This window comes from Marinobacter halodurans, assembly GCF_004327985.1.
Lineage (GTDB): Bacteria > Pseudomonadota > Gammaproteobacteria > Pseudomonadales > Oleiphilaceae > Marinobacter_A > Marinobacter_A halodurans.
Window position 1 is genome coordinate 18,349 of record NZ_SJDL01000009.1, and the last position, 15,554, is coordinate 33,902.

Below are 15,554 nucleotides of genomic sequence, written 5' to 3' on the forward strand. Positions count from 1 at the left end.
GCATAGGATCACTGCATGGAACGTCCGTTGCCCGATGACCTGATCAGCAAAGCAGCCGGCATTCGCCTGCTGGCCCTCGACGTGGACGGCGTGCTTACCGACGGCCGCCTGTATTTCACCGCCCAGGGTGACGAGATGAAGGCCTTCAACATCCTCGATGGGCACGGCATCAAACAGCTTCAACGCGCCGGCGTCGACATCGCCATCATCACGGGACGCAACTCGCCCCTGACCGCAAGGCGGGCCCGCGACCTGGGCATCAAGCACCTGCAACAGGGCCGCGAAGACAAGGAGGCCGCCCTGCGCGAACTCCTGCAGACCCTCGACCTGCCCGCAGAACAGGCGGCCTACATGGGCGACGACCTGCCGGACCTGGGCGCCATCATGCTCGCCGGCCTGGGGCTGTCCGTCCCCAACGGCCACTGGTACATCCGCGAGCAGGCCGACTACACCACCGAGGCCGCCGGCGGTGAAGGCGCGGTCCGGGAAATCTGCGACTTGATCCTGCAGGCCCAGAACAAGCTGGCCGACCTGCACCTGACCTATCACGCACGGGGCGCCTGATGCTGCTGGGCCGCCTGAACCACCCACGCCTGAGGTTCCTGGCACTGGTGATCGTGTCGGCGGTGCTGCTGGGCCTGTTGTGGCGCAGCGACGACCAGGGCGGCCCCTCCATCGGACAGGAACTGCGCGGCCCGGACGAGCCGGACAGCTTCGTGGTCAACGGCGAGTACCGTTCTTTCGACGAGCAGGGCAATCTGGCCACCGTTATCAGCAGCCCCCGTATCGAACAGTTCGATGCGCAGAACCGGGCCCACATGCAGGAGCCCCGCGCCACCATGATCGATACCGATTCCGGCCAGCCCTGGCACATGCGCGCCGATGAGGGAAACTACCGCACCAAGCGTGACGTCATTGACCTGTCGGGTAACGTGGTGATCAGCCGCGTGCTGGCCTCCGGCGCCGAAGGCAGCCTGGAAACCACGCATCTGACACTGGATAAGCAAAAGCGCATTGTGCACACTGACGCCCCGGTCGTACTCCGGGATCCGCACGGAACCACCCGGGCCACCGGCATGAAAGCCTGGATCGACAAACGGATCGTGCAACTCCAATCACAGGTGGAAGGACAGTATGAATTGTCATCTTCGCAATAAGCCCCGCCTATTGCGACGCATCGCAGGCGCGGCCCTGCTGGTGCTGGCAGCCAACGCCCAGGCTTTCGACCTCAACTCCGACAGACCCATCAAGGTCAGCGCCGACCAGGCAAGGCTGGACGATGCCAAAGGCACCGCGATCTACACCGGCGACGTGGTCGTCCGCCAGGACGGCACCGAACTGACCGCCGACAAGGTTGTGCTGTACCGGGAAAACGGCGTCCTGAACCGCATCGAGGCCTATGGCAAGCCCGCCCATTACGTACAACCGCAAACCGCGGATACGGCCAAGACCGATGCCGAAGCCATGACCATCATCTATGCCGCCGGCGATAACCGGATCACCTTCATCGACAAGGCCGTGATCCACCAGGCAGGCAATATCTTCAAGGGCGAGGAAATCAACTACGACACCGCCACCCGCGTCGTTACCGCCAGCGGCAGCCGCGACGGCAGCAACCAGGACGGCCGGGTCGAGATGGTGATCCAGCCCCGGCAGAAAGCCAGCAGCGGGGAGACGGGTGACTGATGGCGATCCTGCGCGCAAGCAACCTGGCCAAGAGCTACAAGCAGATCAAGGTCGTCAAGGATGTCTCCGTGGAGATCCGCAGTGGCGAAATCGTCGGTCTGCTGGGCCCTAACGGCGCCGGGAAGACGACCTGCTTCTACATGATCGTCGGTCTGGTCCCGGCCGATAACGGTCGTGTCACGATCGACGAGAAAGACATCACGCCCCTGCCCATGCATGGGCGGGCGCGAGCCGGTATCGGCTACCTGCCCCAGGAAGCCTCGGTGTTTCGCAAACTCAGCGTCCGCGACAACATCATGGCCATCCTGGAAACGCGCAGGACACTGTCCAGGGCCGAACGCGAATCGCAACTGGAAAACCTGCTCGAGGAATTCCACATTACCCATATCCGGGACAGCCTGGGCATGGCGCTGTCCGGCGGTGAACGCCGCCGGGTGGAAATCGCCCGGGCCCTGGCGATGGAGCCGGCGTTTATCCTGCTGGATGAGCCCTTTGCCGGCGTGGACCCGATCTCGGTGAGCGACATCAAGCAGATCATCCGGCACCTGCGGGACAAGGGCATCGGCGTACTGATCACCGACCACAACGTGCGCGAGACCCTGGATATTTGCGAGAATGCCTATATCGTAAGCGGCGGCCACATCATCGCTTCCGGTCACGCCGAGGACATCCTGGCCAACCAGCAGGTCAAGGAAGTCTACCTTGGCAACGAGTTCCGATTGTGAATGACGGTCGCAAACCCGGGCAATGGGCGCCGGGGACTATCGCATAATCGGTTCAAAACGCTAAACTCAGGACGAGGGTCAAATGACCCGACAGTCAAAACATTGTCATCTGGACACCCATAGCAGTAAACTTCGGCAAAGAATTTGCTTGTTGCGTCAAGTCGCCATGCGACACGTTAGTTTTCAAGATCCTATCGGGCTCGAACGGGGCGCAACCGGTGATCAACAGGCATTGAAAGTACTGCCGAGAGGCATCGGGTGACGGGACGAAATCAATGGTAATGAAAGCTTCGCTTCAGCTGAAGCTGGGTCAACAGCTCACCATGACACCCCAGTTGCAGCAGGCCATTCGCCTGCTGCAACTTTCCACGCTGGACCTGCAACAGGAAATCCAGCAGGCACTGGAATCCAATCCCATGCTGGAAACCTCGGAAGAGGATGAAGGCAACGAGTCTGACGAGACCGACGGCCACTCCGAGGACAACGCATCCTCCGACCAGAACGATTCCGACGCCACGCAGGAAGATACCAGTTGGGACGAGCCCGCCGATGAGCCGGACTGGAATACCGAATCCAGCCAGGAAATCCCGGATGACCTCCCGGTCGACACCGCCTGGGACGATATTTACCAGTCCGCACCGGCATCCGCCGCTCGTGGGGAAGATGACGACGACACCGATTTCGAAGCCCGCAATTCCCCCACCGAAACCCTGCAGGACCACCTGCTCTGGCAATTGAACCTCACGCCCATGGGCGACCGGGACCGGGCGATTGCCCATGCGCTGCTTGACTCGGTGGATCCGCGCGGTTACCTGACCACGCCACTTGAAGACATTCATGCCGGCCTGCTGGACGAGGCGGACGAAGACCCGCTCGAAATGGATGAAGTGGAAGCGGTCCTGCGCCGCCTGCAACACTTCGATCCACCCGGCGTCTTTGCCCGTGACCTGCAGGAGTGCCTGCTGATCCAGTTGAACCAGCTGCCGCCGGATATACCCTGGCTGCCACAGGCCCGGCTTGTTGTGAGCCACTACATCAATCTGCTGGGCAATCGGGATTACGCTCAGTTGCTGCGGCGCAGCCGGCTTTCGGAAGAGCAACTCAAGTCCGTACTGGGCCTGATCCAGACGCTCAACCCGCGCCCCGGCGACGCACTGGATCGCGCAGAGCCCGATTACGTCGTCCCGGATGTCGTGGTATCCAAGGCCAACGGTCGCTGGCGCGTGGAACTGAATCCGGAGATTGCACCGCGGATCCGGGTCAACGCCAGCTATGCCGGGCTGATCCGTCGGGCCGACAACAGCAGCGAGAACACGTACCTGCGCGATCAGTTGCAGGAAGCCAAGTGGTTCATCAAGAGCCTTCAGAGCCGTAACGAGACCCTGCTCAAGGTCGCGACACGCATCGTTGAGCACCAACAGGGGTTCCTGGACCAGGGCGAAGAAGCGATGAAGCCGCTGATCCTCTCGGACATCGCCCAGGCGGTGGGCATGCATGAGTCCACCATTTCCCGGGTGACCACACAGAAATACATGCATACGCCACGCGGCATCTTCGAACTCAAGTACTTCTTCTCAAGTCATGTCAGCACAAATGAAGGCGGCGAGTGTTCGTCTACCGCAATTCGTGCCATGATCAAGAAACTGGTTGCCGCTGAAACACCCAGGAAACCGCTCAGCGACAGCAAGATTGCCGCGCTGCTGGGTGACCAGGGCATTAACGTCGCACGACGTACCGTGGCCAAATACAGGGAAGCCATGCACATTCCACCTTCCAATGAGCGCAAGCGGCTGGTGTAGCCGCCGGAAGGACGGAAGGCAGGATTTTCAAGCGTCCGCCGCACGCGACGGGCTCAACGCCGGAAACGGAAACGTTATCCGGGCATGTCGACGATAGGAGAAGCCTATGCAAATCAATATGTCAGGTCACCATGTCGAATTGACTCCCGCTCTGAAAAGTTATGTTTCCGAAAAGTTCGAAAAGCTCGAACGCCATTTCGACCACATCAGCAACTGCCAGGTGACCCTGTCCGTGCAGAAGCTCCGCCAGACGGCCGAAGCAACCCTGCACGTGATCGGTGGCGAAATTCATGCAAAGGCTGAAAACGAAGATATGTACGCGGCCATTGACGGACTCCTCGACAAACTTGATCGACAGATCCTGAAGCACAAGGAAAAGACCGTCGATCGAATGCACGGCGCAACCAGCCGCTAGCGGTTCATCAAGGGAAAGCATTCCATCCATGACGGAAAGTCCATTAACCATCCAGTCCATCCTGGTTCCCGAGCTCACCCTTTGCGGTGTGCCGGGAACCAGTAAGAAGCGCATCCTGGAACTGATCGCCGAGAATGTCGCCCGGCGTTATCCGGAACTCGACGAAACCCAGATCTTCAATAACCTGGTGTCGCGGGAGCGACTCGGCAGTACCGGGATCGGACAGGGTATCGCCATCCCCCACTGCCGCCTGGAGGGCTGCCACCAGGTCGTCGGCGCCCTCCTGACGCTGGAAGAAGGTGTCGCGTTCGACGCCATCGACAACCAGCCGGTGGACCTCCTGTTCGTCCTGATCGTTCCCAAGGAAGCCACCAGTGAACACCTGGAGCTTCTCAGCCAACTGGCCGAGAAGTTCAATGACCGGTCCTTCTGCGAGCGCCTGCGACGCTGTGAGGAGGCTGCGCAGTTGTACGAGGTCATGACGCAATCAGAGTGAACCATCTGCTGATCGGCAAAGGCATTGCATGAAACTGATTATCGTCAGCGGGCGCTCCGGCTCCGGTAAGAGCACGGCCCTGCATGTCCTGGAAGACCTGGGCTACTATTGCATCGACAACCTGCCCATCGGTCTGCTGTTCCCGTTGATCGAGGAGGCAGGCAACGCATCGCCGCACAAACTGCGCAACATTGCGGCGAGTATCGATGCCCGCAACCTGTCCGATGAGATCGCCCACTTCGAGACCATCCACGAACGGCTTTCCACCTGTGGCATGAAGGTTGAAATCGTCTTCCTCGACGCCACCGATCAGGCCCTGCTGCAGCGCTTCCACGCCACCCGGCGCAAGCATCCGCTGAGCGACGGCCGGACCTCGCTGCGCGAAGCCATCACCGACGAAAAGCGCCTGCTCGAACCCCTGGCCCAGTTGGCCGACCTGTATGTCGACACCTCCGAACTGTCGATGTACGAACTGCGGGACATGATCAAGCAACGCATCGTCGGCCGGCGCGAACAGGAGCTGGCGCTGCTGTTCCAGTCCTTCGGTTTCAAGCACGGCGTACCGGTGGATTCCGACTATGTCTTCGATGTGCGTTGCTTGCCCAACCCATACTGGGACGCCAACCTGCGCAAATTCACCGGTGTCGACCCGGAAGTGCAGACGTTCCTGGAAAGCCAGCCGGAAACCCGGGAGATGCTGGAAACCCTGACCCGCTTCCTGGAGACCTGGCTGCCCTCGTTCCAGGCCAGCAACCGCAGCTACATGACGATATCGATCGGCTGCACCGGCGGCCAGCACCGGTCGGTCTATATGTGCGACCAACTGGGTCGTTACTTCAGCCAGAAGTACAGTAACGTCCAGGTCCGCCACACCGAGCTGCCACACCTTCACCCCACGACAGCCGATGACCCGTCATGATCCGCGAGCCGATCACCATCATCAACAAGCTTGGGTTGCACGCCCGGGCCGCAGCAAAGCTGGTCACGACGGCGTCAGGCTACGACAGCCAGGTACTGATAGCGAAGGACGGCCGTGAAGTGGACGGCAAGAGCATCATGTCAGTGATGATGCTGGCCGCCAGCTGCGGCACCGAGATCGAGCTGGTACTGGACGGCCCGGACGAGCAGGCCGCCCGGGATGCCCTCGTGGAGCTGATCAACGATTACTTCGGCGAAGGCGAATAGCCACCCGCCTATGCCGTCCACTACCGACGACCTTATCTGAAAGTCGGTGGAATTCACCTACACTGAATTCTCACGTCTGCAACGTAAGTCCGCTATACTTAGGAACTTCTGAATAAGTCCTGGAGCGTCTCAGGCCGATCGCCGCCGACGGTATCGGCACGGTCCGGTGGCGAGAAATTTCAGGACTTATCCAGGAATCCCTAAGCAATAGACAGGACGGCAGAGCGGCCCATCGTGCTGCTCGCCGGCGAATCAGTCGCAGGGCGTCTTCCCGGCCGTCCTGATCCGGATTCATGGGTATTTCATGTCAGACGCAGTCGAAAACAGCCAGGCGAGGCAGCGGCTCCGCACCCTCGGCGAAGCCCTGGACAGCGGCGCCCTGCAGCAAGTCGCGCGCATCCTCAACGGCGGCCTGAGCCCCAGTGATATTGCCCACCTGCTGGAATCCTCCCCGCCCCGCCAGCGCGCCCTGCTCTGGAACCTGGTCGACAAGAGCCTGGAAGGGGAAGTCCTCCAGTACCTCAGCGACGACATCCGCAGCTACTTCCTGAGCAAGCTCAATGCCCAGGAACTGGCAACCATCATCGAGGACTTCGAGTCGGACGACCTGGCGGACCTGCTGCAGCAGCTGCCGGATACGGTCATCCAGGAAGTCCTCGACACCATGGACGACCAGGATCGCCAGCGGGTCGAGGAAGTCCTCGCTTACCCGGAGGACACCGCCGGCGGCCTGATGAACACGGACACCATCACGGTTCGTCCGGATCTCAGCATCGATGTGGTGTTGCGTTACCTGCGCCGGCACCGATCCCTGCCGCCGATGACCGACAGCCTGATCGTGGTTAACCGGCGCGACGAGTACATTGGTGTCATGCCCATTACCAAGATGCTGGTATCGAGCCCCAGCGCGACCGTACGGGAAGTGATGGACACGGACATCGAACCGATTCCGGTCAACCTGTCCGACACCCAGGTGGCCACACTCTTCGAGCGCTATGACCTGATCTCCTCGCCGGTCGTCAGCGAGGAAGGCAAGCTGCTGGGCCGGATCACCATCGATGACGTGGTCGACGTTATTCGCGAGGACGCCGACCACTCATTGATGAGCATGGCGGGTCTGGATGAAGACGAAGACACCTTCGCACCGGTCATGAAGACCACCAAGCGTCGCGCAGTCTGGCTGGGCATCAACCTGATCACCGCCTTTATCGCCTCATCGGTGATTGGCATGTTCGAGGGGACTATTGCCAAGGTCGTTGCCCTGGCTGTGCTGATGCCGATTGTCGCCAGCATGGGTGGGATTGCCGGCAGCCAGACCCTGACCCTGGTGATTCGCGGTATGGCCGTCGGTCAGATCAGTGGTGCCAACGTGCGCTGGCTGCTGAACCGGGAATTCCTCGCCGGCGTGCTGAACGGCATCCTCTGGGCCCTGGTCGTATCGATTGCCGCAACCGTCTGGTTCCGGGATCCGATGATCGGCGTTATCATTGCCGCGGCCCTGATCATCAACCTGATCGCCGCCGCCCTGGCCGGCACCCTGCTGCCCCTGTTCCTCAAGTCACGGAACATAGATCCCGCCCTGGCCGGCGGCGTCATACTGACGACCGTAACCGACGTGGTGGGCTTTATGTCCTTCCTGGGACTGGCCACCGCGATATACGCCTGATGGCCCTGCCCGGGCGATCCGCAATAATCCGGAAGAAATCATGATTACCGAAGACGATTACCAGGACGACGAAGACTACAAGAGTAAGTCCGAGCTCAAGCGGGAAATGCATGCTCTGCAGGACATCGGCAAGCGCCTGCTGGAACTGACGCCGGACCAGATCGAACCCTTGCCCATCAGCGACCGGCTGCGGGCGGCGATCGAGGAATCCAGGCGTATTCGTCAGCACGAAGCGCGTCGTCGCCACCTCCAGTACATCGGCAAGGTCATGCGGCAGGAAGATCAACTGGAGGACGTGATCCGGGCGATCGAAGCCTGTGATGCCGGCAGTGCGGAGCATACCCGCCGCCATCACCTCGCCGAGCGCTGGCGTGATCGCATGGTGGCCGAGGGCGACTCGGCTGTAGGTGAGTTTGTCGACTACTGCCCGGGTGCGGACATCCAGCACCTGCGCAACTTGGCGCGTAACGCCCGCCGTGATGCGCAGGGGGAAAAGAATACCGGCCAGTCCCGCAAACTTTTCCGCTACCTGCGTGAGTGCGTTGACCAGCAGGAAACGCCGGGCGCCTGAGCACCCCAGCCGCTACAGGCGGCGGTGAGACCAGACCGGCATGCGATCCCGGGTCAGTGACAGCTTACCCGGGTCCAGGTCAGCCGTGGCCAGCGTCATGCCTTCGCTGAGTTCGGTCACCACGGCACCCCAGGGATCCACCACCATGGAGTGGCCATAGGTCCGCCGCTTGGCATCGTGTTCGCCACCCTGGCCGGCCGCCACCATCCAGAACTGGTTCTCGATGGCCCGGGCCCGGACCAGAGGGTGCCAATGCGCCAGCCCCGTCTGGTAGGTAAAGGCACTGGGCAGTGTCACCCACTCGGCCCCCTTGCCCCGCAGTTGCCGGAACAGTTCCGGGAAGCGCAGGTCGTAGCAGATGGCCAGCCCCAGCCTGCCGACCGGCGTGTCCACCACCACAACCGCCTCGCCGGGTTCAAAAGTATCGGACTCCCGGTAACTTCCCAACGCATCCTCGACCTGTGCGTCGAAGAGGTGGATCTTGTCGTAACGCGCCACTTCCTCGCCCCGGTCATTAAAGACCAGGCAAGCAGCGCGCACGCGACTGTCCAGCTCGGTGCCATCCGGTCGTGCGGCAATGGGCAGGGAACCACCGACAATCCAGATCCCCAGACGTCGGGCCTGCTCCGCGAGAAAGCTGCGGATCGGTCCGGACGCATCGCGCTCCAGCAGCCCCCGCTCCATCATCTGCCGCGTACTCAGCACCGCGAAGTTCTCCGGCAATACGGCGATCCGGGCCCCCTGGTCGCTGGCCTGCTCCAACAGTTCGCGGCTGTCCGCCAGGTTCTGGTCGAGATCGTGCCCGCTCACCATCTGCAATACTGCGACGCGGTTGTCTTGAGTCATAGCGCTGCCTCCTGAGGCGTTATCGGTACGGCCCTTTCTCTGCCTGGGCGCGATGCTTCCCTGACCTGAATAAACCGTGAAAACCCGGGGGTCGTCAAGCCCAGGTTAGCGGCCGGTATCGAACACGTTGCGCAGTTCCACATTGGGGTTGTCCCAGGAGCCGGTGACGGAGTAGGTTGCACTGGTTAGCCGGCTCAACGGATCACCCAGCACCTTGTCCAGCACGAACAGTGCCCCGCCGATGGGCGCAGAGGCTCCCATCAGAATGGCCGCCAGCGGGAGGTTCTGGGTTAACGGCAACACCACCACCAGCCGCATATCCAGCGTCTCCTTGATCAGATCCGTGGAGCCGGTCAGCTTGAAGGCCCCGGAGGGACCGACAATCTGCAGCTCCGGATCCCAGGTGAGCGTACCGGAGGCCAGCCGCGCGGTACCGGAGATGGCGTCATACGCCACACCCGCCTCGTAGAGATCGGAAAAATCGAGTTTCAGGCGCCGCAGCAGGGTGTCCGAGTTAAGAATCCCGAAAACCCGGAAAATCTGGGCCGTGTTACTGCGTTCCAGGATGACCCCGTCATCAAGACGGAACTCCAGGGTACCCTCAACACGCTCCATCGAGACCGCCTCGGGTGGTCCGTCCCAGCCCAGGTCGATTTCCACCCGGGTCTTCTTGCTGCGCAGCGGGACACTCCCCTCGATCCACGGACTGACGTCGGCCAGGTTCTTGCCGGCCAGCACACCGTTGATCCGCGTTCGCTCGCCGCTATCACCCGCCGACCAAATCAGGTTGCCGTCAAACGTCAGGCTACCAACCTGCCCCTTGATCTTGTCGACATTAAGCGCATGCGCAGCCGGCCTGAGGAGGAACGACCATTGGCCGTAGTCCCGGCCATCGACCTGGACACTGTCGATGGTGATGTCCGCATCGGACCACTGCCCCACGCCACGCTCGGCAAACGACGCCGGCGCCTTATCGGCTTCGCCACCGGCCTCCTCCCCACTCGTCAGGACAATATGGTCCAGATCGACCGTCAACGGCTTGTTGCCCGACGGCACCCGCACCCGACCCGCCAGATCCGGACCGGCCAACTGTGCCGTCCAGCCCTTGGCGTCCGGTGTCGCCGTGACCTGGGCCTTATGGAACGACTGGCCGGCGGCATGCAGGTTGTCGACCGACAACGCCACGCGACTCAGCCACTGTATCCCCGACCCGGCACCGGTACCGCCCGATGTCAGGCTATGGCTATCGAGAGCGTCATTCCAGGTGTCCGCGTCCAGCTGCGCCAGGTGCCCGGTAATTTCCAGTCCCGAAGCGCCCGATACCGATGTGGTCCTGGCACCCAGTTCGACCCGGCCACGTTCGAAAACCTGATTGAGCCAGCGCAGACGGAACGCCAGGCGGTCGTCCCAATGGCCGGACAGCATCAACCCACCATCGTCACCCCAACTGACGATCATGCTCAGTGGTACCGGCTGCCCCATGGATTTGTGCAGGGGCTCCGGCCAATCGACCGTCACGTTGGAGAGCGACGATGTCAGCGTCAGGGACGAGGCCCCGGAAGGCGACAGTCCCATCTCGGCCCGATAGCCGGCGCGGCCCTCGATCCCCGGCAGGTTGCCGATGCCGAAACGGCTGGCCAGGTCATCCAGGTTCATGCGACCGGTCTGCGTCAGCTTGAGCGGCGCATCGGCTCCATCCCGCGACAGGGAGAGTTCAACCGGGCTGTCCAGGAAGCGGGCGGTGAGAGGCTTGCCCGAAAATCCACTTTGGGAGTCATAGTGAACGGTGCCGTTCAGCTCATCCCAGACCGCCGGTGAGTAGTCGCTGTAGGCAATGCGCCCGTTTTCCGCTTCGAGGTCGGCCTTGACGTGGGGACTGGCGTCCCCGCCAAGCCCGAGACCCAGATCGAGATCCAGATGGTACTTGCCGCTGATCGCCAGATCCCTGGCCGCCGAACCGGCGAATTCCCCGAGCGGGGACTGCTCCAGCCAGTCGGCAACCTGTTCGCCCTGGAACGGCGCCGCGGTTTGCACCTGCAGGCTGACCGGGTCGGCATCCCCATCCACGGTGACGGTCGTCGGCTCCAGGGCCAGCCCACCGGTCGAGCCCTCTTCCAACCGGATCCGGGCCTTCGCCCCCTGGACCGTCACCCGCCCCGATGCCCCGGTGACAACCGGCCAACGCGGATCGTACTGGATACGGGCATTGGCGAACTGATACTGCTGGCTGGTGGTGAAACTGCCCGGAGGGGAGCCCTCGTTGACCTCCCCATGGCCGTAGAACACGCCATGGGGGATGTCCGCCTCTTCAACCGCCGTCGTAATCCAGTCATAGAAATCACGACCGAGAATCTTGCCGGGAACGAAGTCCGCCAGCATCGACGCCTTCGCATCCCAACTGTCGATGCGCATCGACAACGTATCGTCGCCCGGGTCCTCCAGTTTCAGGGCGAAGGCACCGGCCAGGCGCGTCTGCCCCTGGTACTGGATATCGATACGGTCGGACCAGACCCGCTTGCTGGTTCCATCGATCTGCCAGTGGACCTGGGCATTGACGTGATCCAGTGACCAGGGATGCATAAACAGCTGCGGAAAGCCCAATGTCACGTCTGCGGTATCCACAGACACGCGGCCGGTTGACCGGGACATGGCCAGGTCACCGTTCAGCCCCTGGATCTCCGGGGCCCCGTCGAAAGCCTGGACGGACACCCCGGCCAGTGTCGCCGTCAGCTGGAAATCGTCCGCCGTTTCCGGCACCCGCAGCGCCAGATCATGCAGTTCACCTCCGGGCCCGTAATGCTCGAGCGCGTTGCGGAGCTGTTCACCGAGCGGGGCAATGGACTGGGCCATGCCGGACAGGACGCCTACCGGCACCCTGGAAGCCACCACATCCCAGCCGTCTTCACGCGTGATGCGCAGGTCGACATCGCGGACGGACTGGCCTTCCCAGTTCCAGCCCAACCCCTGGACGTCCAGTCTCCAACCATCGCCAGCCTGACGCCGCCAGCCGACCCGGGCTTCGACAGACTCGATCGGTGACTGCACTTGACCGTCCGTGCGAATCTGCAAGTGCGGCACGGACACCCGGGCGTTCACGCGTTCCAGCTCACCGGACGCAAAATGCAACCACGCCTGCCCGCCGGCATCGATACCGTCGATGGCCCGGTCGTGCCACTGATAGCGTTGAAGGAAGGTGTCGAACAAACGACCGGAGTCCACATCCACAAACAGCCGGCCGTCGAAGTCCCCCCGGAAGAAGTGCCGGCCCTCCAGGTAAAACCGGGCCAACTGGGTGGTGGAGCGGGGCTGCATCGCCCGCCCGGAAGCGCTGAAGACCCCACTGGTGTAGCGCAGGTCCACTTGTGGAATAAAGAAGGTACGACGTGGCTCGCCCGGCACCTTCAGGCCCAGGTGCACCTGGTTGAGCTGAACCGAGGGATCGGACAGGACCTCGCCGAGCCGGTTGATCCAGTCCCGCGGACCGGTTCCGGTCGCCTCCGGTGCCTGCTCGGACTGCGGCAGGGCCAGTCCCTCGACGGTGATGGCCCCGGACGTGCTCTGTTCCAGTGTGAGATCCATGCCGCTGGCCACCAGGTCATTGAAGACCAGCCGGCGCCGCACCAGCGATGTCACCGAGTCGAGCCGGATGTCGACGCGCTCGACACGGGCGATCGCCTGCTCCGGGTGCTCCGGATCGCGGATTTCCACGCCGGAAAGGTCCAGGACCGGATCCAGTCCTTTCCACTGCCCGTGCAGTTGCCCGATACGTACAGGCTGGCCCAGTCGCTGGGAAAGCGCCGCTTCAATCTGTGGCTGATAGCGATCGACGGCATACATCAGTTGCCGGCCGATCACCACATAGAGGGCCACCAGGATCAGCAGCGCCAGGGCGGCCATCCAGACCAGGTTAGCCAGCCGGATCAGCCAGCGCATGGGCCATGAGGTCTCGGGGTGCGCCTCCGGGCGCCGGTGTTTCGGGTCGGATACGTCCATGCAATGCCCGCCAGCCTAGTCCCGGACCGGAGTCGTTGCCGTGAACAGGCGGCGGGAACAGCGGTTCAAGTCACAGCAGGACCACATCGTACTGTTCCTGGCTGTAAAAGGGTTCCACCTGGAAGCGGATGCTCTTGCCGATGAAGGTTTCCAGATCCGCCACGTTGTCGGATTCCTCGTCCAGTAGCCGATCCACCACCGACTGGGACGCCATGACCAGGTAGCTCTCCGCTTCATAGGCCCGGTTGACCCGCATAATTTCACGGAAGATTTCGTAGCACACGGTTTCCGACGTTTTCAGGAACCCCCGGCCGTCGCAGATCGGACAGGGTTCGCACAGCACCTGTCCCAGGCTTTCGGTCGTCCGCTTGCGGGTCATCTCCACCAGCCCAAGCTCGGAGACGCCGGTAATCTTGGTTTTGGCATGATCGCGCTCGAGCATCTTCTCCAGCATGCGGTGCACCTGGCGCTGATGCTCCGGATCTTCCATATCGATGAAATCGATGATGATGATCCCACCCAGATTGCGCAGCCGCAGTTGGCGGCTGATCGCCCGGGCCGCCTCCAGGTTGGTCTTGAAGATGGTCTCTTCCAGGTTGCGGTGCCCCACGAAGGCACCGGTGTTGATGTCGATGGTCGTCATCGCCTCGGTCTGGTCGACAATCACGTAGCCACCGGACTTGAGCTGTACCTTGCGACTGAGGGCCTTCTGGATTTCATCCTCAACGCTGTAGAGGTCAAAGATCGGCCGCTCCCCCGGGTAGTACTCCACCTTGTCGGAAAACTCGGTCACGAACTCCTCGACGAACTCCATGACCCGCTGATAGCTCTCCCGCGAGTCGATGCGAACCTTTTCCGTTTGCGGGCGGACCAGATCCCGGATGGTCCGGATGAACAGCGGAAGATCCTGGTAGATCACCGCCGGGGCCTTGCCGGTGGTGTTGCGTTCGACGACAGACTGGTGCAGGCGATGCAGGTAGGTCATGTCGCCCAGCAGGTCGTCTCGCGAGGCCCCTTCGGCGGCCGTCCGGATGATATAGCCGCCACTGGCTTCCAGGGCCTCGGCCCCTTCCTGGACCAGGCTGCGCAGGCGCTCGCGCTCGGCGTCATCCTCAATGCGCTGGGAAATGCCGATGTGCTGAACTTCCGGCATGAAGACCAGGTAGCGGGACGGAATCGACAGTTGCGTGGTCAGGCGCGCGCCCTTGGTACCGATGGGGTCCTTGGTCACCTGGACAACCAGCGACTGCCCCTCACGCAGGAGCGAGCGGATATCGGGCACCGTCCTGGGGGTAGCGGCAGAGTTGTCGTCGCCGTTGCCGACGACCAGTACGTCAGAGGCGTGGATGAAGGCTGCCCGCTCCAGCCCGATATCGACAAAAGCCGCCTCCATACCAGGCAGCACCCGGACCACCTTTCCCTTGTAGATATTGCCGACGATGCCCTTGCGGCTGGTCCGCTCGATGTAGGTTTCCTGCAACATGCCGTTCTCGACCAGGGCGACCCGGGTCTCGACCGGCGTCACGTTGATCAGGATTTCCTCACTCATACCGACTTCTCCGCCGAGGGCAGCCAGGTCTTCCAGACCGGCTGCCCTGCTTCTGCAAACAATTCCGCTGTTTCCTGCAGGGGCAGGCCTACGACGGCGCTGTAGCTGCCCCACAGGCCATTGACAAAAACGGCGCCCCTGCCCTGAATACCATAGCCTCCGGCTTTATCCCGGGGCTCCCCGGTCAGCCAGTAGGCGTGAATCTCGTCTTCGCCCAGTTCCCGGAACCGCACTTCCGTCATCACCAGTCTGGCATAACAGCCGAAATCCCCGGCCAGCGCCACGGCGGTCATCACCCGGTGCGTCCGGCCGGACAGAAAGCGCAGCATGTCGGCGGCCTCGGCCGCATCGACCGGTTTACCCATAATGCGGTCTTCGCAGACCACGGTGGTGTCGGAGCCGATCACCAGGCTGGCGGCGTCGTTAGCCTGCTCCAGACCGGCCTCGGCCTTTTCCCGCGCCAGCCGTTCCACGTAGTGCTCGGGACGCTCACCGGGAAGGCAGGTTTCGTCGATATCCACGGGGCAGACCGAGAATGAGAGTCCGATCTGCGCCAGCAGTTCCCGTCGACGGGGCGATGCTGATGCCAGAACAACGGGCCGCATGGTGCTCATATTCCCCCC

At 62.3% G+C, this 15,554-nt stretch carries 15 protein-coding genes; 11 read left to right on the forward strand and 4 right to left on the reverse strand.

Annotation, left to right across the window (positions count from 1 at the left end):
* Positions 1 to 15: 15 nt before the first annotated feature.
* From EZI54_RS07590 to yjgA, 11 genes are all read left to right on the forward strand, one after another.
* Entirely contained in the window at positions 16 to 564 is a 549-nt protein-coding gene (locus tag EZI54_RS07590) for a KdsC family phosphatase (RefSeq protein WP_131480651.1), read from the forward strand.
* Entirely contained in the window at positions 564 to 1,157 is a 594-nt protein-coding gene (gene lptC, locus EZI54_RS07595) for an LPS export ABC transporter periplasmic protein LptC (RefSeq protein WP_131480653.1), read from the forward strand. Before EZI54_RS07590 ends, lptC begins: the two co-directional genes overlap by 1 nt.
* Complete coding sequence (lptA, locus tag EZI54_RS07600) at positions 1,135 to 1,686, forward strand: lipopolysaccharide transport periplasmic protein LptA (RefSeq protein ID WP_131480655.1); 552 nt, start codon at positions 1,135 to 1,137, stop codon at positions 1,684 to 1,686. The genes lptC and lptA overlap by 23 nt, the downstream gene beginning before the upstream one ends.
* Complete coding sequence (gene lptB, locus EZI54_RS07605) at positions 1,686 to 2,411, forward strand: LPS export ABC transporter ATP-binding protein (RefSeq protein WP_131480657.1); 726 nt, start codon at positions 1,686 to 1,688, stop codon at positions 2,409 to 2,411. The genes lptA and lptB overlap by 1 nt, the downstream gene beginning before the upstream one ends.
* Before the next feature lie 275 nt (positions 2,412 to 2,686).
* Positions 2,687 to 4,210, forward strand: coding sequence for an RNA polymerase factor sigma-54 (locus tag EZI54_RS07610; protein WP_242674376.1), 1,524 nt, complete (start codon positions 2,687 to 2,689; stop codon positions 4,208 to 4,210).
* Positions 4,211 to 4,316: 106 nt separating this feature from the next.
* Positions 4,317 to 4,625, forward strand: a complete 309-nt coding sequence (gene hpf, locus EZI54_RS07615) for a ribosome hibernation promoting factor (RefSeq protein WP_131480660.1) — start codon at positions 4,317 to 4,319, stop codon at positions 4,623 to 4,625.
* Between the two features lie 28 nt (positions 4,626 to 4,653).
* Positions 4,654 to 5,121, forward strand: a complete 468-nt coding sequence (gene ptsN, locus EZI54_RS07620; RefSeq protein ID WP_131480662.1) for a PTS IIA-like nitrogen regulatory protein PtsN — start codon at positions 4,654 to 4,656, stop codon at positions 5,119 to 5,121.
* A gap of 28 nt (positions 5,122 to 5,149) precedes the next feature.
* Complete coding sequence (rapZ, locus tag EZI54_RS07625) at positions 5,150 to 6,040, forward strand: RNase adapter RapZ (RefSeq protein ID WP_131480664.1); 891 nt, start codon at positions 5,150 to 5,152, stop codon at positions 6,038 to 6,040.
* Entirely contained in the window at positions 6,037 to 6,306 is a 270-nt protein-coding gene (locus tag EZI54_RS07630) for an HPr family phosphocarrier protein (RefSeq protein WP_131480665.1), read from the forward strand. The genes rapZ and EZI54_RS07630 overlap by 4 nt, the downstream gene beginning before the upstream one ends.
* Positions 6,307 to 6,610: 304 nt before the next feature.
* The gene (mgtE, locus tag EZI54_RS07635) at positions 6,611 to 7,972 is read left to right on the forward strand and encodes a magnesium transporter (RefSeq protein WP_131480667.1); all 1,362 of its coding nucleotides are present in this window, start codon (positions 6,611 to 6,613) and stop codon (positions 7,970 to 7,972) included.
* Positions 7,973 to 8,012: 40 nt separating this feature from the next.
* Positions 8,013 to 8,543, forward strand: coding sequence for a ribosome biogenesis factor YjgA (gene yjgA / locus EZI54_RS07640; RefSeq protein WP_131480669.1), 531 nt, complete (start codon positions 8,013 to 8,015; stop codon positions 8,541 to 8,543).
* A 12-nt stretch (positions 8,544 to 8,555) separates the two neighbouring features.
* Here yjgA and EZI54_RS07645 read toward each other — a convergent pair whose 3' ends face one another.
* The 4 genes from EZI54_RS07645 to EZI54_RS07660 all read right to left on the reverse strand — a co-directional run bounded on the left by EZI54_RS07645 (position 8,556) and on the right by EZI54_RS07660 (position 15,536).
* On the reverse strand, positions 8,556 to 9,389 hold the full coding sequence (locus EZI54_RS07645) for a carbon-nitrogen hydrolase family protein (protein ID WP_131480671.1): 834 nt from the start codon (positions 9,387 to 9,389) through the stop codon (positions 8,556 to 8,558).
* Between the two features lie 105 nt (positions 9,390 to 9,494).
* Positions 9,495 to 13,382: a YhdP family protein gene (locus EZI54_RS07650; protein ID WP_131480673.1), complete on the reverse strand. Its 3,888-nt coding sequence runs from the start codon at positions 13,380 to 13,382 to the stop codon at positions 9,495 to 9,497.
* A 70-nt stretch (positions 13,383 to 13,452) separates the two neighbouring features.
* On the reverse strand, positions 13,453 to 14,931 hold the full coding sequence (gene rng, locus EZI54_RS07655) for a ribonuclease G (RefSeq protein WP_131480675.1): 1,479 nt from the start codon (positions 14,929 to 14,931) through the stop codon (positions 13,453 to 13,455).
* A complete protein-coding gene (locus EZI54_RS07660; protein WP_131480677.1) occupies positions 14,928 to 15,536 on the reverse strand; it encodes a Maf family protein in 609 nt (202 codons plus the stop codon). The genes rng and EZI54_RS07660 overlap by 4 nt, the downstream gene beginning before the upstream one ends.
* Between the last annotated feature and the right edge of the window lie 18 nt (positions 15,537 to 15,554).